Raw genomic sequence first — 21,621 nt, 5'->3', positions numbered from 1 at the left:
AAGATCCGACCTGCCCGAAAGGACCGTCACGTGGCAGCCCCTGACTCGCACCGCCCCGACGACTGGTGGCGCGACGCCGTCATCTACCAGGTGTACCCCCGCAGTTTCGCCGACGGCGACGGCGACGGCACCGGTGACCTCGCGGGCGTCCGGGCGAGACTGCCGTACCTGGCCGGACTCGGCGTCGACGCCGTCTGGTTCACCCCCTGGTACGTCTCACCGCTCGTGGACGGCGGCTACGACGTCGCCGACTACCGCACCGTCGACCCGGCCTTCGGCACCCTCGGCGAGGCCGAGAAGCTGATCGCCGAGGCCCGGGAGCTGGGCATCCGCACCATCGTCGACATCGTCCCCAACCACGTCTCGGACCAGCACGTCTGGTTCCGGGAGGCGCTGGCCGCCGGGCCGGGCAGCGCGGCGCGGGAGCGGTTCCACTTCCGTCCCGGCCGCGGCACCGGCGGCGAACTCCCGCCCAACGACTGGCCCTCCCAGTTCTCCGGCCGCACCTGGACCAGGGTCCCGGACGGCGAGTGGTACCTGCACCTGTTCACCCCGGAGCAGCCGGACCTCAACTGGGCCCATCCGGAGGTGCGCCGGGAGCACGAGGACGTGCTGCGCTTCTGGTTCGAACGCGGTGTCGCGGGAGTACGCATCGACTCCGCCGCACTGCTGGCGAAGGACCCCGCGCTCGCGGACTTCGAGGAGGGCGTCGACCCGCATCCGTACATCGACCAGGACGAGCTGCACGACATCTACCGCTCCTGGCGGACCGTCGCCGACGAGTACGGGGCCGTCTTCGTGGGTGAGGTGTGGCTGCCCGACGCCGAACGCTTCGCCCGCTATCTGCGGCCCGACGAACTGCACACGGCCTTCAACTTCAACTTCCTCACCTGCCCGTGGGAGGCGGACCGGCTGCGCCGCACCATCGATGACACCCTGGCCGAGCACGCTCCGGTCGGCGCCCCCGCCACCTGGGTACTCTGCAACCACGACGTGACCCGCACCGTGACCCGGTACGGCCGCGAGGACACCGCCTTCGACTTCGCGAAGAAGGCCTTCGACACCCCCACCGACCTGTCCGTGGGCACCCGGCGGGCCAGGGCCGCCGCGCTGCTGACGCTGGCCCTGCCCGGGTCCGTCTACGTGTACCAGGGGGAGGAACTCGGACTGCCCGAGGCCGACGTCCCGCTGGACCGCATCCAGGACCCCATGCACTTCCGCTCCGGCGGCGTCGATCCGGGCCGGGACGGCTGCCGGGTGCCGCTGCCGTGGTCGGCCGACGCACCGTACTGCGGCTTCGGCTCGGAGACGGAGCCGTGGCTGCCGCAGCCGGAGGGCTGGCCGGCGTACGCGGCCGACCGCCAGGAGGCCGATCCGGAGTCGATGCTCTCGCTCTACCGCCGGGCACTGCTCCTACGGCGCTCCACCGACGGTTTCGGGGACGGCCCGCTGCACTGGCTGCCGGCGCCGGACGGCGTCCTCGCGTTCCGGCGGGCGGCGGGCCTGACCTGCGTCGTCAACCTGTCCGCCGAGCCGGTGGGGCTGCCCGCACACGGCGTGCTCCTGCTGGGCAGCGGGCCCCTCGACGCGGACGGTCGGCTGCCGCGGGACACCGCGGTGTGGCTGCGCGACTGAGGTGATGCCGGTGGGCCCGCCCGGACTGCGGGCCCGCCGAGCCGGTCGCCGCCGTAGCCGGTCGCCCCGAGGCAAGGCAGAATCGGGGGGAGGAGGCCCTGGGAGGAGGCGACGCGTGCGGGAACGACCCAGGCTGCGCGGGGCCCGTCGGCATCCCGAGCCCCTCTACGGCCGCCGCCGCGCGTTGAAGGCCGCGCTGCACCCGGTGACCGAGGCGGTGCGCGCCCGGCGCCGGCTGGCCTGGCTGAACGAGGCCGGCATGCGGATCGGGACCACCCTCGACCTGCGCCGGACGGCCGAGGAACTGGCCGGTTTCACCGTGCCGGAACTGGCCGACGGCTGCGCGGTGGACCTGCTGGAGTCCGTGCTCCGGTTCCAGGAGGTCGACCGCTTCGACGGGGCGACCGGCACGCCCGAGCTGCGGGCCATGGCGGTCTCCGAGATCCCGGGGCTGAATCTCGCGCCGGACCTGGTCGGCGAGTTGTCCGTGTACACCGCCGACCGGCTGGTGCGTACGTGCCTGACCACGCGCAAACCCGTCCTGGTCGCGCGCATGCGGCCGTCCGACTTCGACGCCGTGGCCCCCAGCCGGAAGGCGGCCGAGGTGATGCGTCGCGCCGGTGTGCACTCGTACCTGGCGGTGCCGCTGATCGCCCGGGGAGTGCTGCTGGGTCTGGCCGATTTCGTCCGGGCCGGCAGCCGGTCACCGTTCACCCAGGCCGACGTGGCGCTGGTCATGGAGCTGGCGTCGCGAGCCGCCCTGTACATCGACAACGCCCGGCTCTACGGGCGCGAGCACGAGCACGTGGTGACGCTGCAGCGCGCCCTGCTGCCCCGGTCCAGCCCGAGCACGCCCGGTCTCGACGTGTCCTCGTTCTACGACCCGGCCGATGATCCGGCCGCGGTGGGCGGCGACTGGTTCGACGTCGTGGCCCTGCCCAGCGGCCGTACCGCGCTGATGGTGGGCGACGTGATGGGCCGCGGCCTGGCCGCCGCCGCGACGATGGGCAGGCTGCGCACGGTGGCCCGGACGCTGATGGCGCTCGACATCGCGCCCGAACGGCTGCTGGCCCGGCTGGACCTGGCCGCCCGCGACCTGGAGGAGGACCAGGTCGCCACCTGCCTGTGCGCGGTCTACGACCCGCACGGCGGCACGTTCCGCATCGCCAGCGCCGGCCACCCGCCGCCGCTGCTGACCGGTCCCGACGGCACCGCCTCGTTCCTGGACGTACCCGCCGGGGCGCCGCTGGGTGCGGGGGTGATCCCGTACGACCCGGTCGACTGCCCCGTCCCCGAGCGGGGCCGGCTGACGCTGTACACGGACGGCCTGCTCAGGTCGCGGACCGCCGGGCTCGACACGCTGCTGGACCGGCTGCGCGAGGCGGTCGGCGGTGGTGTGCCCGGGGACGGCACGGCGGGCCGGTCGATCGTCGAGCGGGTCGGCGGCGACCGCTCCGACGACACGATCGTCCTGGTCGCCGGCGCCCGGCCGCTCGGTCCCGAGGGCGATGTGTACGTCCGGACGCTGCCGCCGGACGGCAAGGCCGCCGGGCAGGCCCGGACCGCGGTGCGCGAGCAGTTGGTGAAGTGGGGCCTGCACGACCTGGTCGACACGACGGAGCTGGTGGTCAGCGAGCTGGTCGGCAACGCCCTGCGGTACGGGAACGCGCCCGGTGAGCTGCGGCTGCTGCGCGACGAGCGCCTCTCGGTGGAGGTCTCCGACTCCGGGCCGGATCTGCCGCAGATCCAGCACGCGGACGTGAGCGACGAGAGCGGGCGCGGTCTCCAGCTGATCAACATGCTGTGCAGGCGCTGGGGCTCCTGCCGTACGCCCGAGGGGAAGGTCGTCTGGGCCGAGCAGGACCTGCCGGTGCGGGCCGGGACGGCCGGCCCGTGACAGCGCCCGCCCCGGCCCGCACCCTCCCGTGCCCGGCCCGTCCGTCCGCTACGCCCTCACGCCGCCTGCTCCGCCTTGTCCGGCGTCCGCCGTCCGAACTGGGTCCGGTGCAGCTGGGCGTAGCGGCCGCCGGCGGTCACGAGTTCGTCGTGGGTGCCGCGTTCCACGATGCGGCCGGCCTCCACCACCAGGATCTGGTCGGCCGCCCGGATCGTGGACAGCCGGTGCGCGATGACCACGGCGGTCCGGCCCGCCAGGGCTTCGGTGAGGGCCTCCTGGACGGCCGCCTCGGAGGTGTTGTCGAGGTGGGCGGTGGCCTCGTCGAGGATGACGACGCGCTGGCGGGCCAGCAGCAGCCGGGCGATGGTCATGCGCTGGCGCTCACCGCCGGAGAGGCGGTAGCCGCGTTCGCCGACCACGGTGTCGAGGCCGTCGGGCAGGGACCGTACGAGATCGACCAGGCGGGCGCGGCCCAGCGCGTCCCACAGCTCGGTGTCGGTGGCCCCGGGCCGGGCCAGCAGCAGGTTGGCGCGGACCGTGTCGTGGAAGAGGTGACCGTCCTGGGTGACCATGCCCACGGTGTCGCGCAGTGACCGCGCGCTCAGGTCGCGGACGTCGACGCCGCCGACGCGCACGGTGCCGCCGTCGGTGTCGTACAGCCGCGGCAGCAGCTGGGCGATGGTCGACTTGCCCGCGCCGGAGGAGCCGACGAGCGCGATGGTCTGGCCGGGTTCGGCGCGGAAGGAGAGGCCGTGCAGGACCTCGGCGCCGCCCCGGGTGTCCAGCGAGGCGACCTCTTCGAGGGAGGCCAGGGAGACCTTGTCGGCGGACGGGTAGCCGAAGCGGACCTCGTCGAACTCCACGGCGACCGGGCCCTCGGGGACCGGGCGGGCGTCGGGCTTCTCGTCGATGAGCGGGGTCAGGTCCAGCACCTCGAAGACGCGCTCGAAGCTGACGAGGGCGCTCATCACCTCCACGCGGGCCCCGGCGAGCGCGGTGAGCGGCGCGTACAGGCGGGTCAGGAGCAGCGCGAGTGCCACGACGGCGCCGGCGTCCAGGGTGCCGCGCAGGGCGAGGAATCCGCCGAGGCCGTAGACGAGGGCCAGGGCGAGTGCGGAGACCAGGGTGAGCGCGGTGATGAACGCCGCCTGGGCGGTGGCGGTGCGCACACCGATGTCCGCGACGCGGCGGGCGCGGTCGGCGAACTCGGCCGACTCGTCCTCCGGGCGGCCGAAGAGCTTGATCAGTGTGGCGCCGGGGGCGGAGAAGCGCTCGGTCATACGGGTGCCCATGGCGGCGTTCAGGGTGGCGGCCTCGCGTTGCATGCGGGCCATGCGGCGGCCCATGTGCCGGGCCGGGAGCACGAACACCGGGAGCAGCACCAGCGCGAGCAGGGTGATCTGCCAGGACAGGGTGAGCATGACGGCGAGGGTGAGCAGCAGGGTGACCAGGTTGCTGACCACGCCGGAGAGCGTGTTGCTGAAGGCCCGCTGGGCGCCGATGACGTCGTTGTTGAGACGGGAGACCAGCGCTCCCGTACGAGTACGTGTGAAGAACGCCACGGGCATGCGCTGCACATGATCGAACACAGCCGTGCGCAGATCGAGGATGAGCCCCTCCCCGAGCACCGCCGAGAGCCTGCGGGAGAGGATGCCGAGGCCCGCCTCCGCGACCGCGATGAGCGCGATCAGCAGGGCGAGGCGTACGACCGTGCCCTCGTCGTCGCCCGACACGATCGCGTTGACGACGCGGCCGGCCAGGACGGGGGTGGCGACGGCGAGCAGCGCGGTGGCCACCCCCAGCAGGACGAATCGGGCGATGCGGCGGCGGTGCGGGCGGGCGAACGCGCCGATGCGGCGCAGCGTCGCGCGGGCGAGGGGTCGGCGCTCCTGCTCGGCGTTCATGACGCTGTGCAGCTGGGTCCAGGCTGTGGTCTCCATGCTCATGCGAGTGACCGTAGAACCTCGATCTTCCTTGAGGTCAAGGGCGCGGGGGCGAACCCGTCGCCGAGGCTCCGTATGGCGGGGGCGAACCCGTCGCCCGCGCTCCGTAAGCCTTCGTCCGCGCGTCGGCCATCCGTAGTTGGCTCGGCTGGGGGAATCTCTTGTGGTGTGACAGCGGTACACCTCCCCGAGAAGCCCGTCCCCGGCCTCGTCCCCGTCCGGGCCCCCGTGCGCCGCAACGGCCGTGCCCGCCTGGTCCGGCGGGTCTTCTGCGTGCTCCCCCTGCTGCTGGTGGCCGTGGTCGCGGTGCGGCACCTGCCCGTGCTCGCCGAGGGCTTCGGCCATCTCGCCACCGCCCGGTGGCCCTGGCTGCTGGCCGCGGCCTGCGCGACCTGTCTGACCTGGGTCGCCGCGGCCTGCACGCGGCAGGGCGCCGTGGTGGAACGGCTGCCCCGCCGGCGCCTGGTCGCCACGCAGTTCGCCGCGGGCGCGGCGAACCACCTGCTGCCGACGGGGCTGGGCGCGAGCGCGGTCAACCTGCGGTTCATGTCGGTGTGCGGGCTCTCGCTCGCCCGTTCCTCGGCCGCCCTCGCCCTGTACCTGCTGGCGGAGAGCGTCGGCCGGGTGGCCCTGCTGGGCGCCTTGCTGATCGCGTTCCCCGACGCGCTGCGGCTGGGCACGCTGCTGCCCCAGGGGGCCGTGGGACCGCTGCTGATCGCCGTCGGCGCCGTGCCGGTCGTCGCGGCGGGCGTACTCGTGCTGGTGCCCCGGGCGCGCGGAGCGGTGGAGTCCTTCCTGCGTACGGCGTTGGGCGAGGCCCGCGCGGTCCACGCCCGCCCGGCGCGGGCCCTGGCCCTGTGGGGCGGCGCGCTGGCCTTCCCGGCGCTCCAGGCGACGGCACTGGTCCTGGTGGGGCGGGCGCTGGCGCTGCCGGTTCCGGCCGCGCACATGGCGGTCGCGTATCTGGCGGCGACGGTCGCGGTCGCGCTGGTGCCCACGCCGGGCGGTATCGGTTCCGTCGAGGCGGCGCTGGTGGTGGCGCTGGTCGCGGCGGGCGGCCCGGCGGCCGTGGCCACGGCGGTGGTGCTCGCCTTCCGGCTCCTCACGGTCTGGCTGCCGCTGTTGCCGGGGGCCCTGACGCTGGCCGCGCTGGTGCGGATGCGGGTGATCTAGGGGGAGGGGCCGCCGGCGGCACCCGGCGTCCACCGACGGACGCCGGTGCCTCGCCCCCGCCCGCCCCTTCCGGGCCCCGGCCCCGTGACGGTCACCGCGGGCGGCACGGGCTCGCCTCGGCCGCCTCGAGGACGGACGCGCCCGGCCGCGCGGCGGGCAGGCACAGGCGCGACCGTCGGCCACGGAACGGACCCCCGCTCCCCGGAGCGGTGCGAACCACCGCTCCGGATACGGCAGGATGAACGCTCGCGCCGGTCGAACTGTCTTGCGGACCGGTGTGATCGCACACCCCGGAATCGAGCAGGTGACGACGTGACGCAACTTCACATCCGGCTGTCGGCCAGGGCCTTCGCCCGAGCCGTATCCCCTGGAGGCGACCGGTGACGGACGACCTGACCGTGGACCACCTGGTACCCGCCGCCATCGCGCTGGCCGCGGGCCTGGCCGGGGCGTTCCTGCTGCGCATGGCGCTGCGCTGGCTGGCCGGTCACGCCGATCGCACCCGGTGGGGCGGGGACGATGTCATCGTGGCCGCGCTGCGCACGGTGGTGCCGTGGGCGGCGGTCTCGGCCGGCGTGGCGGGTGCCGCGGCGGCGCTGCCGCTGAAGCGAGCGGTGCAGCACGGCACCAACCAGGTGCTGACGGTCCTGTTGATCTTCGTGGCGACGGTGACGGCCGCCCGGGTGATCGCCGGTCTGGTGCGGACGGTGACGACGTCCCGTTCCGGGGTCGCCGGGTCGGCCACGATCTTCGTGAACATCACCCGCATCCTGGTGCTCGCCATCGGCTTCCTGGTGATGCTGCAGACGCTGGGCATCTCCATAGCACCGCTGCTCACCGCCCTGGGCGTGGGCGGTCTGGCGGTCGCGCTGGCCCTGCAGGACACGCTGGCCAACCTCTTCGCCGGCATCCACATCCTGGCCTCGAAGACCGTCCAGCCCGGTGACTACATCCAGCTCAGCAGCGGGGAGGACGGCTACGTCGAGGACATCAACTGGCGGCAGACCACCGTCCGTGACCTGTCCAACAACCTGGTCGTGATCCCGAACGGCAAGCTCGCGCAGTCGAACATGACCAACTTCATGCGTCCCGAGCAGCAGCTGACCATCATGGTCCAGGCCGGCGTCTCCTACGACAGCGACCTGGAGCACGTGGAGCGGGTGACGACCGAGGTGGTCGCCGAGGTGATGACCGAGATCGCCGGCGCGGTGCCGGAGCACGAGCCGGCGGTGCGGTTCCACACCTTCGGCGACTCGCGGATCGGCTTCACGGTGATCCTGGGCGTCGGCGAGTTCAGCGACCAGTACCGGATCAAGCACGAGTTCATCAAGCGCCTGCACCGGCGCTACCGCGAGGAGGGCATCCGCATCCCGGCGCCCGCCCGGACGGTGGCGCTCCAGCAGGGCGCGGTGGTCTTCCCGCAGCAGCGGGCGGGCGAGGACGCCGTTCCTTTCGCCTGACCTCGCACCGTTTCGTTCACCTGTTCGGCCAGGGTCGTGCGGCCGGTTGTCCGGAATCACCGTGCGACCCCTGTCGAGCCGAGGACGGTCACGAGATATCTTGATGTCGAGCAATGTTGCAGACGTGGAGCGGAGCACCCGGTGACTGACTCGACCATCATCTATACGCACACTGACGAGGCCCCGGCCCTGGCGACGTATTCGTTCCTGCCGGTGATCCGGGCGTACGCCTCGCAGGCGGGTGTCCCCGTCGAGACCCGGGACATCTCGCTGGCCGGCCGGATCATCGCCCTGTTCCCGGAGTACCTGACCGAGGACCAGCGCATCCCGGACGCCCTCGCGGAACTCGGCGAGCTGGCCAAGACGCCCGCGGCCAACATCATCAAGCTGCCGAACATCTCGGCGTCCATCCCGCAGCTCAAGGCCGCGATCGCCGAGCTCCAGGGCCAGGGCTACGCGCTGCCGGCCTACCCGGACGACCCGAAGACCGACGAGGAGCGCGACATCCGCGCCCGCTACGACAAGGTCAAGGGCTCCGCGGTCAACCCGGTCCTGCGCGAGGGCAACTCCGACCGCCGTGCCCCGGCCTCGGTGAAGAACTACGCCAAGAACCACCCGCACCGCATGGGCGCCTGGACCGCCGAGTCCAAGACCGACGTGGCGACCATGGGCGAGAACGACTTCCGCTCCACCGAGAAGTCCGTGGTGATCGCCGAGGACGGCGCGCTGCGGATCGAGCTGGTCGGCGACGACGGCACCACCACGGTGCTGCGCGAGTCGGTGCCGGTGAAGAAGGACGAGGTCGTCGACGCCTCGGTGCTGCGCGTTGCCGCGCTGCGCGAGTTCCTCACGGCGCAGGTCGCCCGCGCCAAGGCCGAGGGCATCCTGTACTCGGTGCACCTGAAGGCCACGATGATGAAGGTCTCCGACCCGATCATCTTCGGCCACGTGGTCCGCGCCTTCTTCCCGAAGACCTTCGCGCAGTACGGTGAGACGCTCGCCAAGGCCGGCCTCACCCCGAACGACGGTCTGGGCGGCATCTACAAGGGCCTGGAGTCCCTGCCCGAGGGCGCCGAGATCAAGGCCTCCTTCGACGCCGAGCTCGCCGAGGGCCCGGAGCTGGCGATGGTCGACTCCGACAAGGGCATCAGCAACCTGCACGTGCCCTCCGACGTCATCATCGACGCCTCCATGCCGGCCATGATCCGCACCTCCGGCCACATGTGGGGCCCGGACGGCCAGGAGCACGACGCGCTCGCCGTCATCCCGGACTCGTCCTACGCCGGCGTGTACCAGGCCGTCATCGACGACTGCCGCGCCAACGGCGCCTACGACCCCTCCACCATGGGCTCGGTACCGAACGTCGGCCTCATGGCGCAGAAGGCCGAGGAGTACGGCAGCCACGACAAGACCTTCGAGATCCCGACCACCGGCACGGTCCGCCTGGTCGACGCCGACGGCAACGCCGTCCTGGAGCAGGCGGTCTCCGCCGGCGACATCTTCCGCGCCTGCCAGACCAAGGACGCCCCGATCCGCGACTGGGTGAAGCTGGCCGTCACCCGCGCCCGCGCCACCGGCGACCCGGCGGTCTTCTGGCTGGACGAGGGCCGCGCCCACGACGCCAACCTGATCGCCAAGGTGAAGGCGTACCTGCCGGAGCACGACACCGAGGGCCTGGACATCAGGATCCTGTCCCCCGTGGAGGCGACCAAGCTGTCGGTGGAGCGCATCCGCCGCGGTGAGAACACCATCTCCGTCACCGGCAACGTGCTGCGCGACTACCTGACCGACCTCTTCCCCATCCTGGAGCTGGGCACCAGCGCCAAGATGCTGTCGGTCGTCCCGCTGATGGCGGGCGGTGGCCTCTTCGAGACCGGCGCCGGCGGCTCCGCGCCCAAGCACGTGCAGCAGCTCGTGAAAGAGAACTACCTGCGCTGGGACTCCCTCGGCGAGTTCTTCGCCCTGGTGCCGTCCCTGGAGCAGTACGCCGAGGTCACCGGCAACACCCGGGCCAAGGTCCTCGCCGACGCCCTCGACCGCGCCACGGCGACCTTCCTCAACGAGGACAAGTCCCCGACCCGGCGCGTCGGCGGCATCGACAACCGCGGCAGCCACTTCTTCCTGTCCCTGTACTGGGCGCAGGAGCTGGCCAGGCAGACCGACGACGCGGACCTGGCCAAGGCCTTCGCCCCGCTCGCCGAGACGCTGTCCGCGAACGAGCAGAAGATCGTCGAGGAGCTGAACGCCGTCCAGGGCGAGCCGGCCGAGATCGGCGGCTACTACCAGCCCGACCCGGCCAAGGCCGCCGAGATCATGCGTCCGTCGGCCACCTGGAACGAGGCGCTGGCGTCCCTCGCCTGATCCTCGCGGTCCCGCGCACGTCCCGACAGGCACCCCGTTTCCGCTCGGCGGAGACGGGGTGCCCGTCCGTGTCGACCCCCTGACCTCACGGAGCCGTCCATGACCGACGCCCCGCACGCCTTCGAGCTGCTGCCCGGCGCCGCGGCGTCCCCCGTGATCCTCCATGTGCCGCACTCCTCGCGGCACGTTCCGGCCGACGTCCGCCCCGGCATCGTCCTGGACGACCCGGCGCTGGAACGGGAGCTGGACCACCTCACCGACGCGCACACCGCGCGGATCGCCGAGGCGGCGGCCGGGCTGGCCGGGGTCACGCCCTGGCGGTTCGTCAACCGGACGTCGCGGCTGGTCGTCGATCCGGAACGGTTCCCGGACGAGCGGGAGGAGATGACGGCCGTCGGGATGGGCGCCGTGTACACGCGGACCACGCACCGCGAGGTGCTGCGGGCCGAGGGCACCGACCCGGCGCCGCTGATCGAACGGTACTTCCGGCCCTACGCGCGGGCGATGACCGAGGCGGTCGCCGAACGGCTCGCCGCCACCGGCCGCGCCGTGATCGTCGACGTGCACTCCTACCCCACCGCGCCCCTCCCCTACGAGCTGCACGGCCGGGGCCCGCGCCCACCGGTCTGCCTGGGCACCGACGCCTTCCACACGTCGCCCGAGCTGCTCGCCGCGGCGCGGGAGGCGTTCGCCCCGTGCGGGGAGACCGGTCTGGACAGCCCGTTCGGCGGGACGTACGTGCCGCTGGAGTTCTACGGGAAGCGGCGCGAGGTCGGGGCCCTGATGGTGGAGATCCGCCGGGACACCTACATGACCGAACCGGGCGGCCCGGCCGGGCCCGGACTGTCCCACCTCGCCGCCTCGCTGGCGGCGCTCGTCGACGCCGCGTCGTCCTGACCAGCGGAGCGAGCACCGGCCGGGCCACCGGCTCCGGCGCTCCCGCGTGCCCGACGAGCGAGCGCAGGCCGCGGGGGCGACACCGCGCCGGCCGGCCGGTGGGTCAGGCGCGCAGCCACTCCGTCACGACCACCTCGCGGCCGGTCCGCAGCCGCAGCGCGAACGGGCCGCTGGGCGGGGACTCGCCGGTGAAACGGCCCATGTCGTCCGCGGTCAGCAGCGCGTGGGGCCGGGGGCCGCTGAGCACCTCGATCCGGGCCGGCCCCGGCGGCAGCACCTGTCCGATCAGTCCGTCCGCCGTCACCTCGACGTCGACGGTCACCTCGTCCGCGCTGAAGGTCAGCATGCGGGGCGGGTCGCTCGCTCCTCTGACCGGGATGGCGTCGACCAGCGAGTCGAAGGTCAGCTCGGCGACGCGGGCGTCCAGGTCGTGCAGTGCGAAGGCGTCGACGGCGATCCGCCGCAGCTCCGTCGGGACCGGGTCGAGGATCGCGGCGGCCTGCCGCAGCTCCTCCTCCAGCAGTCCGGTGTCCCACTCGCCGTCCGTGAAGGCGCCGTCGCCGGGCCCTTCGCGGGGCCCCTCGTCGAATCCGTCGTCGTGCAGGTCGCTCATGACGTCCCCCGTGCCTCGAGTCGGGCCCGCAGCCTGCGCAGACAGCGCTGGCGCATCGGCCCGATGCTGCCCACCGCGATCCCCAGCGCGGCGGACACCTCCTGATAACTGGGTGGTGGCGAGGAGATCAGCACGCGGAGCAACTGGCGGCAGCGCTCGCCCAGTTCCTCGAACTCCTGCCACAGTCGCCGCACGCGCTCGGTCTGCGCGGCGGCCTCCTCGGAGTCGAGCACCGACTCCTCCGGCGTACGTTCCTCGCTCGGGCGGTCCAGAAGCTGCGGATCGTCGGTCGGCGTCCACCGCTTCGACGCCCTGATCAGCTTCAGGCACTCGTGCCGTGCCGTGCTCGCCAGCCAGGAGCCCGTCTTCTCCGGTTCGCGGATCCGCCCCAGGTGCTGGGCGAACCGGAACCAGGCGGTCTGGTACACCTCGTGCGCGTCGGCGTCGGACAGCCCGTGCGCCCGCACGACGGACCACACCAGCGGGCCCAGCCCGTCCACCAGTGACTTCCAGGCCGCCGCGTCCCCGTCGGCGGCCAACTGGACGAGCACCCCGACATCTGCACGGTCCACGGTCCCACCCCTCGTGTACGACACGTCATCGTACGCCGTGGAGCAGGTGGTTCCGCCCGGCACAGGGCCGCTCACGCCCCGCCGGCCGGCGCCTCGACGGTGACCGGGTGCCAGGTCGGCGGCAGCAGCGCCGGCACGTGCGCCCCGCGCACCTCCGCGTACTCGGAGTTGGCCCTGAGCAGCTGCTTGCGGGCCGCTCGCGGGTCCCGCTCCTTGTGCTCCGTCATGTGGGAGGCGACCAGGCCCGCGACCACGGGCGTGGCGAAGGAGGTGCCGCTCCACTGGGCGTGCCCCTCGAACATCACCTGGTCCGGCTTGGCGGGGGCCTCGCCGGGCTCGCTCAGCACCCCGTTGTGCCGGGGGTACTGGCAGGTGCAGGCGTAGGCGAAGCCGTACCGGCAGGCGTCGTAGGTGGAGTGCTGGTAGACGTACGGCACGGGGGTCGCGAAGCCGGTGAGGGCACTGGTGAGGCGCTCGCCGGGAGCGTAGACCTTCACCCAGCCGCCGTGGTTGCTGAAGCAGGCGCCGAACTCGCCGTCGGCGCGCAGCGCGCCGACCGACAGCACGGACTTCTCCCAGCCCGGCAGGTCGGCGTAGGCGGCGGGCCAGAAGGGGGTGGCGCTGGCGTTGTTGCCGGCGGCGGCGACCAGCAGGGTGCGCTGCTCGCGCAGTTCCTCCATGAAGGCGTGCACGCCGAGCAGCCCGTCGGTGCGGCCGTTGGACGTGCCGGCGGAGAGGCTGAGGACGTCGGGCCAGCCGCCGCGGTCGACGGCCTCGAAGAGCTTCTCGCCCAGCTCGGACTCCAGGATGGCGCCGGCGTCGTTGAGCGTGTTGCGGACGGTCACGTCGGTGTTGGGGGCGACGGCCGCGACGAGCCCGGCGATGAAGGTGCCGTGGCCGACGTACTGCTGGAGGACTCCGTCGTCGTCGCACTCCCTGATCTGGGCGTCGCCGTCGGTGTGGGCGAGCAGCGGGTAGGACCGGTAGTCGCCCATGAGGCCCGTGTCGATGACGAGGACGCCGACGGCGGTCCCCTCGTCGTAGGGGGTCTCGGCGGCGGCCGGGTTGGGCGGCTCGCTGATCGGGACGGGGATGGGCTCGTCACCGGGGCAGGCGTTGACCGCGATGGAGACGACGTGGTTGCGGCTGATCAGCCGGCGGCCGGCCCTGCCCTCCACGGTCCTGAGGGAACGCAGGGCGTTCGCCACGGCGAGGTCGCCGCTCCGGTCGCCCTCGCCCGGGTCGCCGACCCGGATGCGGGTGATGCCGGTGCGGTTGGTCTCGGGGCTCGCCCGGCGTACCTGGTCCGGGGTGAGTCCGGCGAAGGTGGTGAAGTGGTCGCGCACGGTGTCCTCGACGAGGCGGGCCTCCTCGCCGTCACGGGCGAGGACGACGCCCTTCTCGTAGAAGAACTCGGCGGAGTCGTCCGGGCCCATCACCAGCGGGACGTCCGGCATCGAGCGCTGGATCTGGTCGAACTGCTCGCGGAATCGCTGTGGTGCCATGGCATGTCCTCCACTGAGGCGGCGGCGGTGACGGTCGCGGCCGTGGCTGCGGTCGTGGCTGCGGTCGTCAATCAGAGTCCCGGGGTGGCTGATTGATACAGACACGTACCTGTGGGGCGTGGTTCCGGAGCACTACCATCCGTGGAGTGACAGCGGGAAACGAGTCGGTTCTCCAACTGCTGCCGATGGTGTTCGCCGCCCCCAACGAAGCGCTGGCGCGGGCGGAGGAGCTGCTCGGGGCCGATCCCGCACCGCTGCACGCCTCGATCGCCCATCAGGTGATCGGCATCTGGCAGCGCGACTTCGGGGACACCCGGCAGGCCCTGGCCCATCTGCGGCGCGCCCGCGACCTGGCGGCCCGGGCGGACTCGGCCGAGCGGGAGGCGGACGTACTGGCGACGCTCGGGGTGGCGCTGGTGCACTCCGGCCGCACCCGTGAGGGGCTGGCGGCCTTCGAGCGGGGCGTGGCACGCGGCAGCGGGCACACCCGGGCCCGGGTGCTGTACCGGCGGGCGTACGTGTGGTGGGTGCTGGGGCGGCACCGGGAGGCGCTGGAGGACGTACGGCGGGCGATTCCGGTGCTGCGGCAGGCGGACGACGTGATCTGGACGGCGCGGGCCCTGACCCTGCGGGCCACGGTGCATCTGGCGCTCGGCGCGGTGGAGCGGGCGGACGCCGACTTCACCGAGGCGGAGGCGCTGTGGGACACCACCGGCCAGGAGCACGACAAGGCCGACGCGGTGGAGAGCCGGGGGCTAGCGGCGTTCCGTTCGGGTGACGTGCCGACGGCGCTGCGGCTGCTCGACGAGGCCGAGGAGCGCTACGCCAAGCTGGGCACGCCGACGTTCATGCTCACCATCCGGCGCTGCGAGGTGCTGATGGCGGCGGGGCTGGCCACGGAGGCCCTGGCCGAGGCGGACGGGGCGATCGCGGCGCTGGACGGGATCGGCGGACAGTCCACCCGCAAGGCGGAGCTGCTGCTGGTCGCCGCCCGGGCGGCCCGGCTGGCGGGTGAGGCGCAGACCGCGCTCGCGCGCGCGGCCGTCGCGGTACGGCTGTTCGCCGGGCAGCGGCGCACCTGGTACGAGACGCACGCCCGGCTGGTGCTGATCGAGGCCCGGGTCGCCACGGGGCACGGGTCGGGCCGGCTGGTCGCGGACGCGGCGGCGGTGGCGGAGCGGCTGGCCGCCTTCGGTGCGCCGGCCGCTCCGGAGGCGTCCCTGCTCGCGGGCCGGATCGCGCTGGGCCTGGGCTGGACGGCGGACGCGGAGCGGCATCTGGCGGTCGCCGCGCGCAGCCGGCACGGCGGGCCGCCGCTCGCGCGGATGACGGGCTGGGCGGCACAGGCGCTGCGGGCGCGCGCGGCGGGTTCGGCGCGGGGTGTGCTCGAGGCCTGCCGGCGCGGGCTGGACGTCCTGGACGATCACCTGATGACGCTGGGCGCCTCGGAGCTGCGGGCCCGGGCCACCGCCCAGGGGGCGGAGCTGGCGGCGCTGGCGCAGCGGGCGAGTCTGGTCTCGGGCGGACCACGGCGGCTGCTGGTGTGGAGCGAACGCTGGCGGGCGACGGTGCTGACGGCGCCGCCCACCCGGCCGCCGGCCGATCCGGTGCTGCTGAGCGCGATGACGGCCTTCCGGGAGCTGGCCGCCCGTGCGGACGACGCCCGCACGGGCGGTGGCCGGCCCGTCCCCGCGCTGGAGCGCGAACAGCGGCGCCTGGAGCGGGAGATCCGCTCCCGCACCCTGCACATGCGGGGCGAGGCCCCGGGCGACGGCGACCGTTTCGACGTCGCGCGGCTGCTGGACCGGCTCGGCGACGACGTACGCCTGGTGGAGCTGGCCGTGCTCGACGGGCGGGTGCACGTGCTGCTGTGCGGACAGGGGCGGGTGCGGCGGTTCGAGGCCGGGCTGCTGGCCGAGGCGGAGAGGGAGGCCGAGCACGTGCAGGCCGGTCTGCGGCGGCTCGCCCACCCCGGTGCGGAGGCCCGGCTGCCGCTGGTGGAGGCGGCGGGCGCGCGCCTCCAGGAGCTCCTGCTCGGTCCCGCCGCGGCGCATCTCGGCACCGGTCCGGTCGTCGTGGTGCCGCCGGGCCGGCTGCACCGCGTGCCGTGGGCCCTGCTGCCCGCCCTGCGCGAACGGGTCCTGAGCGTCTCCCCGTCGGCGAGCAGCTGGCTGCGCGCGAAGGAGACCGCGCCGCCGCCCGGCGGCCGTCAGGTGCTGGTGCGCGGGCCGGGGCTGGCGAGCGGCGGAGCCGAGGTACCGGAGCTCGCCGGCCGCTACGGGGCTCCGGAGGGCGGGAGGGCGTACCCGCCGTCGGCGGCGGGCGGATACGGCGCACCGGGCGGGGCGGAAGAGGCGGACGCGGGCCGGGCGCGAGGGTCGCGGCGCACCGGCGCGAGACCCGGGACGACCGCGCCGGACGGCGGCCGGACGCGCGGACCGCAGGCCGGCGGGCCGGGCGACACCGCGGTCGGGCGGTCGGACGGCCCGGCACCGGGGCCCCGGCCCACCCTGCTGGAGGCGGACGACGCTCGGGTGCCGCGGGTGTTGCGGGAGTTGGACGGGGCGGCGTTGGCGCACATCGCCGCGCACGGCACCTTCCGCGCGGACAGCCCCTTGTTCTCGTCGTTGCGGATGGCGGACGGGCCGCTCATCGTGCACGACTTCGAGCGGCTGGACCGCAGCCCGTACCGGATCATCCTGTCCTGCTGCGACACCGCGCGGTTCGCCTCGGTCGGCGCGGACGAGCTGCTCGGTCTGGTCACCGCGCTGCTGCCGCTGGGCACCGCCGGGGTGGTGGCGTGCAGCGCGCCGGTCAACGACGCCGCGGTGGTGCCGCTGATGCTCGCGCTGCACAAGGGCCTGGACGCCGGGCTGTCCCTTGCGGAGGCGCTGCGCGACGCACGGGCCGCGCTGCCGGGCGACGCGGTGCACCAGGCGACGGGGTGGGCGTTCTCCGCATTCGGGGCCGCCTGACGCCCGGCGGCTCACGCGGGCTGGGGTTCGGGCAGCTCCATCAGCCACGGCAGCGCGCCGCGGTCACCGGCGCCGAGGCGCGTGTAGGCGCCGTAGAGGTGGTTGCCGACGGTGCGGACGGACAGGGTCAGCCGCTCCGCGATCTGCCGGTTGCTCAGTCCGGCGGCGGCGAGTGTCACGATCTGCCGCTGCCGGGCGGTGAGTTCGCCCAGTGCCAGGCCGGACAGGGCCGGGGTGCGGGCGCCCTCGCAGCGCCGGGCGAGGGCGACGGCACGGGTACGGGCGGTGCGGGCGGCGCCGGGGTCGCGGTGGGCGCCCACCGCCTGGGCGTGTGCTTCGGCGGCGAAGAGCAGGAAGCCCCGCCGCTCCAGTTGCGCGGCCACCTCGTCCAGCGCCGGTCCGTCGCCCCGCGCGAGCGCGTCGGCGTGGGCGGCGAAGACGCCGGTCAGCCGGCCGGCCGCCCGCTCCGGGGCACCGAGCCGGACGGCGTCGTACGGATCGCCGGCGGCGGCCAGCCGGACCGCTTCGTCCAGATCCCCGCGCGCGGCGGCGGCCCAGGCGGCGGCCGCGCCTCCGTGTGCCGACGGGATGTCGCCCGACTGGGCCGCCGCCAGGGCGAGTTCGTCCCGGCAGGACGCGTCGCCGGGACTCGTCCGCAGCCCCTCGCGGGCCCAGGCCGCGGCCTCGCCGAGCAGTCCGCGCAGGCGCGCGAAGCGGGCGCGCAACGCGGCGTACCGGGCCGGCAGGGGTTCGCCCTCGGCCGCGAGCCACTCCCCCACGGGTGTCCGCGACGCCCGTACGTCCGCCCGTTCGATGCGCTGGGCCAGCAGGGCCTCCTCCGCCGCGAGGGCGGGCCCGCACCGGTCCGGGGTGCGGGAGAGGCGCCGGGCCCGCAGCCGGCCCGCGGCGGCGCGCAGGACCGGGCCGTGCAGGGGGTGGGCGAGCCGGGTGGCACCGTGGTCGTCGACGGCGACCAGGCCTTCGGTCTCCAGGTGTTCCAGGATGCCCGTGTCGAGGTCGTCGAGGTCGTCGGGGCCGAGGGGCAGCGGCTCGGCGAACGCGAGGCGTTCGAGCGTCTCCCGTTCGCCGGGGAGAGCGCGGTCGAGCACGTGGGCGGTGCGCTCGCGGACGGTGGCCGTGACCGGCACCGGCCCGCGCCATGCCCGCCGGTCCGTGTCCGGGACCGGTTCGAGCAGGCCGCGCTCGCGCACGGCGGTCAGCAGTTCGCGCAGCAGCCGCAGGTCCCCCCGGCACAGGCGGTGCAGCCGGTCGGTGGTGAGCGGATCCAGGGCGACGCCCGCGCCGGCCGTGAGGAGTTCGGCGGTCTCCTCGCGGGGCAGCGGTTCCAGGGCGAGCCGCGGCAGCAGCTCACCGGACCACAGCCGGGACACCGCCCCCGGTACGGGCACCCCCTCCGCGGCGACGACCAGGAGCCGGGTACGGCCGTGCACGGCCAGTTGGTGCACGAGGGCGGCGGAGGCGTCGTCGAGCAGGTGCGCGTCGTCGACCAGGAGGAGCCGCACGCCGGACAGGACGCGCACCGCGTCGTGCAGGGTGACGGTGCCGGGCAGCAGGTGGGCGAAGGCGGCGAAGGGAATGCCCCGGGTCTCGGGCGTCCCGGCCGCGACGGCGCGGTCCGTGCCGCGGAGGGCCTCGGTCACGAGCCGGGACTTGCCGCGGCCCGCCGGGCCCGTGACCACGATGCCGCCGCGCCCGGCGGTCAGGGACCGGCGCACCCGTTCCAGTTCGTCCGCACGCCCGGTGAACGGCCAGGCGGTCTCCAGCGTCTTCGCGTCCCGCGGTGAAATCGTCACGGCAACATGAGTCGGCTTACTCATCCCTGATACAGGGTGACTTGAGTAGCCCCCGACTCAGGCGCCGGGAGCGGCCCGGACGGCAGTCTGGGGGGCATGACCGCACGTTACTGCTCGCTCGCGCAGCAGCCGGACCCCGCGTTCGCGCCGGGGCTGGCCGCCGAGCGCCTCGCCGCGCTCGTGGGCGGACAGCGGATGTGGGTCAACGGGACGGTTCTGCACTACTGCTTCCTTGGTGGCGACACCGACTCCAGCGTCGTTCCCATGCCGGGCACCGGCCGGCCGCGGCGGGGGTCCTGGGTGGGCACCGAGGAGCAGCGGGACGTGGTGCGCGACTGCTTCCGGGAGTGGCGGGACCTGGGCCTCGGGCTGGTGCTCACCGAGGTCGGCGACCGGTCGGAGGCGGAGCTGCGCATCGGCTTCCGGCCCGGCGACGGGTCCTGGTCGGCGGTGGGCAAGGACGCGCTCCGGGTCGGCCTGAACGACCGGACGATGAACTTCGGCTGGGACCTGACCGCGCCCGGGGAGCGCGCGACGGTGCTGCACCAGATCGGGCACGCGCTCGGCATGCTGCACGAGCACCAGAGCCCGTTCTCCGGCATCCTCTGGGACGACGAGGCCGTGTACGCCGAGTTGGCGGGTCCGCCGAACCACTGGAGCCGGGATCTGACGTACCACAACATCCTGCGCAAGCTCGACACGGACGAGGTCAACGGCCCGGTCTGGGACCCGCAGTCGATCATGGAGTACCCCTTCCCGTCGGGACTGATACTGGAGCCCGAGCACTACCGGTCCGGTCTGCACCCGCCCGGCACCCTCTCGGCGGCCGACAAGGAGTTCGCGCTGCGCTGGTACCCGCCGATCAACCGGCCGGGGCCACTGGTGCCGTTCCGCTCGGTGCCGCTGGGGCTCGGACCGGGCGAGCAGGCCGACTTCCGCGTGGACCCGCCGGAGACCCGCGAGTACACCGTGGGCACCTTCGGTGACAGTGACGCCGTCGTCGTGATCTTCGAGATGCGGGACGGGGAGCCCCGCTACCTCGCGGGGCAGGACGACGGGGGAACACCCCGCAACGCCACGATCAGGGCCCGTTTCGTCAAGGGCCGCCGCTATGTGGTCCGGGTGCGCCTGTACTCCTCGTGGGGTGCGGGTGAGACGGCGGTCATGTGCTGGTGACCGCGCGGCTCCGCAGCACCCGGGCGCCGCGGCCACAGTCCGGCGCCGGGGACGGCCGGGGTACGTCACCTTCGGGGGACGGTGTCTTCGGACACTGAACAGGGGTGACGCCCTCGGCCGACCGGGCCCGCCGCTTCGGGGGAGGCGGCGGGCCCGGTCACATCGTCCGGCCGGGCCGCTCGACGGGCCGGGCCGTGAGACGGACACGCAACGACGGAGGGCCCTCGCGAACCGCTGCCCGCGAGGGCCCTCCGTCACCGTCGGGACGACAGGATTTGAACCTGCGACCCCTTGACCCCCAGTCAAGTGCGCTACCAAGCTGCGCCACGTCCCGGTGCGCGCCGCACGGTTCTGCTCGCCCGGATGCCCGGTTTCCGTGTGATCGCGCTGGTCAAGCCTACCTCATCCGCGCGTAGGGCAGCGTCGCCCTGGAGCCGCCGGCGGTCGCTGCCGCGAACCGTCCCGATGATCACATCGCGAGACGGCTTTGCGCCACGCCGCCCGCCAGGCGTTACCTCGCACCGTGCGAACCGAACGACCCGAACACCTCAGCAACGACAGCAACGCCGGCGACGACGCCACCGGTGACCGCTCCGCGCGGCGCGCCGTCACCGTCTTCCCGATCCTCGTCCTCGCGGCCGGTGCGCTGGGCCTGCTGCTCCCCGGAGGTTTCACCGGGTGGAGCGAGTCGGTCCCGTACCTCCTGGGCGTCGTGATGTTCTGCATGGGCATCACCATGACCCCGGAGGACTTCCGCGGGGTCGCCAGGCGCCCCTGGGCGGTGGCCCTCGGGCTGGTCGCGCACTACGTCATCATGCCGGGGCTCGGCTGGGCCGTCGCCCACCTGCTCGACCTCCCCCCGCAACTGGCCGCCGGCGTGATCCTCGTCGGCTGCGCGCCCAGCGGCACCGCCTCCAACGTGGTGACGTACCTGGCCCGGGGCGACGTCGCCCTGTCGGTGTCCGTCGCGACCGTGTCGACGCTCGTCGCCCCGCTGGTCACCCCGCCGCTGACGCTGCTGCTCGCCGGTGAGTACCTCCCGGTGGACGCCGGGTCCATGGTCACCGACATCCTCAAGACGGTGCTCCTGCCGGTCCTCGCGGGCCTGGCCGTACGGCTGCTGGCGGGGCGGTACGTGGAGCGCGCACTGCCGGCGCTGCCGTGGCTGTCGGCGCTGACGATCTCGGTGATCGTGGCGGTGGTCGTGGCGGGCAGCGCCGATGCCATCAAGTCGGCGGCCGGGCTGGTGTTCGTCGCCGTGGTGCTGCACAACGGCCTCGGGCTGGCGCTCGGTTACGGCGCCGGCCGGGTCGCCCGGCTCGGTGAACCGGCGAGCCGTGCCATGGCCTTCGAGGTCGGCATGCAGAACTCGGGCCTCGCGGCCTCCCTGGCCACCGCCCACTTCAGCCCCCTGGCGGCGCTGCCGGCCGCGGTCTTCTCCGTCTGGCACAACGTCTCCGGCGCCGTGACCGCCGCGTGGCTCTCGCGCCGCGGGCGGTGACCGCGGGCGGGTGGGCCCCGCTGCCGCCGGTCGGGTACGGCCGGCTCGCGCACCATGGACACGTCCCCGGGCGTCCCGGTCCCGACGGTGAACCCGTGC

General features: G+C 74.0%; 14 protein-coding genes and 1 tRNA gene. 9 read left to right on the top strand and 6 right to left on the bottom strand.

Annotated elements, in window-relative coordinates; all coding sequences use genetic code 11:
- Positions 1-30 precede the first annotated feature (30 nt).
- Positions 31-1,635: a glycoside hydrolase family 13 protein gene (locus tag SAM23877_RS31040; RefSeq protein ID WP_053140220.1), complete on the top strand. Its 1,605-nt coding sequence runs from the start codon at positions 31-33 to the stop codon at positions 1,633-1,635.
- A gap of 115 nt (positions 1,636-1,750) precedes the next feature.
- Positions 1,751-3,532 carry an ATP-binding SpoIIE family protein phosphatase gene (locus SAM23877_RS31035; protein ID WP_053140217.1) on the top strand — a complete coding sequence of 594 codons (1,782 nt, stop codon included), beginning with the start codon at positions 1,751-1,753 and terminating at the stop codon, positions 3,530-3,532.
- A 56-nt stretch (positions 3,533-3,588) separates the two neighbouring features.
- Here SAM23877_RS31035 and SAM23877_RS31030 read toward each other — a convergent pair whose 3' ends face one another.
- Entirely contained in the window at positions 3,589-5,472 is a 1,884-nt protein-coding gene (locus SAM23877_RS31030; RefSeq protein WP_079030837.1) for an ABC transporter ATP-binding protein, read from the bottom strand.
- Positions 5,473-5,748: 276 nt separating this feature from the next.
- On the opposite strand from SAM23877_RS31030, the gene SAM23877_RS31025 reads away from it, so the two are divergent.
- From SAM23877_RS31025 to SAM23877_RS31010, 4 genes are all read left to right on the top strand, one after another.
- The gene (locus tag SAM23877_RS31025; RefSeq protein WP_053143046.1) at positions 5,749-6,648 is read left to right on the top strand and encodes a lysylphosphatidylglycerol synthase transmembrane domain-containing protein; all 900 of its coding nucleotides are present in this window, start codon (positions 5,749-5,751) and stop codon (positions 6,646-6,648) included.
- A 380-nt stretch (positions 6,649-7,028) separates the two neighbouring features.
- Positions 7,029-8,108 carry a mechanosensitive ion channel family protein gene (locus tag SAM23877_RS31020; protein ID WP_053140211.1) on the top strand — a complete coding sequence of 360 codons (1,080 nt, stop codon included), beginning with the start codon at positions 7,029-7,031 and terminating at the stop codon, positions 8,106-8,108.
- A 141-nt stretch (positions 8,109-8,249) separates the two neighbouring features.
- Positions 8,250-10,469 carry an NADP-dependent isocitrate dehydrogenase gene (locus SAM23877_RS31015; RefSeq protein ID WP_053140208.1) on the top strand — a complete coding sequence of 740 codons (2,220 nt, stop codon included), beginning with the start codon at positions 8,250-8,252 and terminating at the stop codon, positions 10,467-10,469.
- A 99-nt stretch (positions 10,470-10,568) separates the two neighbouring features.
- A complete protein-coding gene (locus SAM23877_RS31010; RefSeq protein ID WP_053140205.1) occupies positions 10,569-11,366 on the top strand; it encodes an N-formylglutamate amidohydrolase in 798 nt (265 codons plus the stop codon).
- Positions 11,367-11,469: 103 nt separating this feature from the next.
- Here the strand turns inward: SAM23877_RS31010 and SAM23877_RS31005 are convergent, their stop codons facing one another.
- The 3 genes from SAM23877_RS31005 to SAM23877_RS30995 form a co-directional block, all read right to left on the bottom strand.
- The gene (locus SAM23877_RS31005) at positions 11,470-11,979 is read right to left on the bottom strand and encodes a hypothetical protein (RefSeq protein ID WP_053140202.1); all 510 of its coding nucleotides are present in this window, start codon (positions 11,977-11,979) and stop codon (positions 11,470-11,472) included.
- Positions 11,976-12,551 (bottom strand): RNA polymerase sigma factor, encoded by a 576-nt coding sequence (locus tag SAM23877_RS31000; RefSeq protein WP_053140199.1) that lies wholly within the window; start codon positions 12,549-12,551, stop codon positions 11,976-11,978. The genes SAM23877_RS31005 and SAM23877_RS31000 overlap by 4 nt, the downstream gene beginning before the upstream one ends.
- A 71-nt stretch (positions 12,552-12,622) precedes the next feature.
- Complete coding sequence (locus SAM23877_RS30995; RefSeq protein ID WP_053140196.1) at positions 12,623-14,056, bottom strand: S8/S53 family peptidase; 1,434 nt, start codon at positions 14,054-14,056, stop codon at positions 12,623-12,625.
- 146 nt (positions 14,057-14,202) lie between these two features.
- Between SAM23877_RS30995 and SAM23877_RS30990 the strand changes: the two genes are divergently transcribed.
- Positions 14,203-17,031, top strand: coding sequence for a CHAT domain-containing protein (locus tag SAM23877_RS30990; RefSeq protein WP_053140193.1), 2,829 nt, complete (start codon positions 14,203-14,205; stop codon positions 17,029-17,031).
- An 11-nt stretch (positions 17,032-17,042) separates the two neighbouring features.
- Here the strand turns inward: SAM23877_RS30990 and SAM23877_RS30985 are convergent, their stop codons facing one another.
- A complete protein-coding gene (locus SAM23877_RS30985) occupies positions 17,043-18,869 on the bottom strand; it encodes a LuxR family transcriptional regulator AbsR2 (protein ID WP_053140191.1) in 1,827 nt (608 codons plus the stop codon).
- Positions 18,870-18,941: 72 nt separating this feature from the next.
- Here SAM23877_RS30985 and absR1 point away from each other — a divergent pair, with 72 nt between their 5' ends.
- Positions 18,942-20,021 (top strand): beta-glucuronidase AbsR1, encoded by a 1,080-nt coding sequence (gene absR1, locus SAM23877_RS30980; RefSeq protein WP_053140188.1) that lies wholly within the window; start codon positions 18,942-18,944, stop codon positions 20,019-20,021.
- A 260-nt stretch (positions 20,022-20,281) separates the two neighbouring features.
- On the opposite strand, the gene SAM23877_RS30975 is transcribed toward absR1, so the two are convergent.
- Positions 20,282-20,355, bottom strand: a tRNA-Pro gene (locus SAM23877_RS30975).
- Positions 20,356-20,544: 189 nt separating this feature from the next.
- On the opposite strand from SAM23877_RS30975, the gene SAM23877_RS30970 reads away from it, so the two are divergent.
- Positions 20,545-21,522, top strand: a complete 978-nt coding sequence (locus tag SAM23877_RS30970; RefSeq protein ID WP_053140185.1) for a bile acid:sodium symporter family protein — start codon at positions 20,545-20,547, stop codon at positions 21,520-21,522.
- Positions 21,523-21,621: the final 99 nt, after the last annotated feature.

Origin of the sequence: Streptomyces ambofaciens ATCC 23877 (genome assembly GCF_001267885.1) — a bacterium.
In the GTDB taxonomy this organism is placed as follows: domain Bacteria; phylum Actinomycetota; class Actinomycetes; order Streptomycetales; family Streptomycetaceae; genus Streptomyces; species Streptomyces ambofaciens.
Note: the sequence above shows the minus strand (reverse complement) of the source record. Positions and strands in the feature narration are given on the sequence as shown.

Coding starts and splice junctions, on each gene's coding strand:
- SAM23877_RS31030 (WP_079030837.1), bottom strand. CDS start 5,472: ATGGAGACCACAGCCTGGACCCAGCTGCACAGCGTCATGAACGCCGAG.
- SAM23877_RS31010 (WP_053140205.1), top strand. CDS start 10,569: ATGACCGACGCCCCGCACGCCTTCGAGCTGCTGCCCGGCGCCGCGGCG.
- SAM23877_RS31005 (WP_053140202.1), bottom strand. CDS start 11,979: ATGAGCGACCTGCACGACGACGGATTCGACGAGGGGCCCCGCGAAGGG.
- SAM23877_RS30995 (WP_053140196.1), bottom strand. CDS start 14,056: ATGGCACCACAGCGATTCCGCGAGCAGTTCGACCAGATCCAGCGCTCG.
- SAM23877_RS30985 (WP_053140191.1), bottom strand. CDS start 18,869: ATGAGTAAGCCGACTCATGTTGCCGTGACGATTTCACCGCGGGACGCG.
- absR1 (WP_053140188.1), top strand. CDS start 18,942: ATGACCGCACGTTACTGCTCGCTCGCGCAGCAGCCGGACCCCGCGTTC.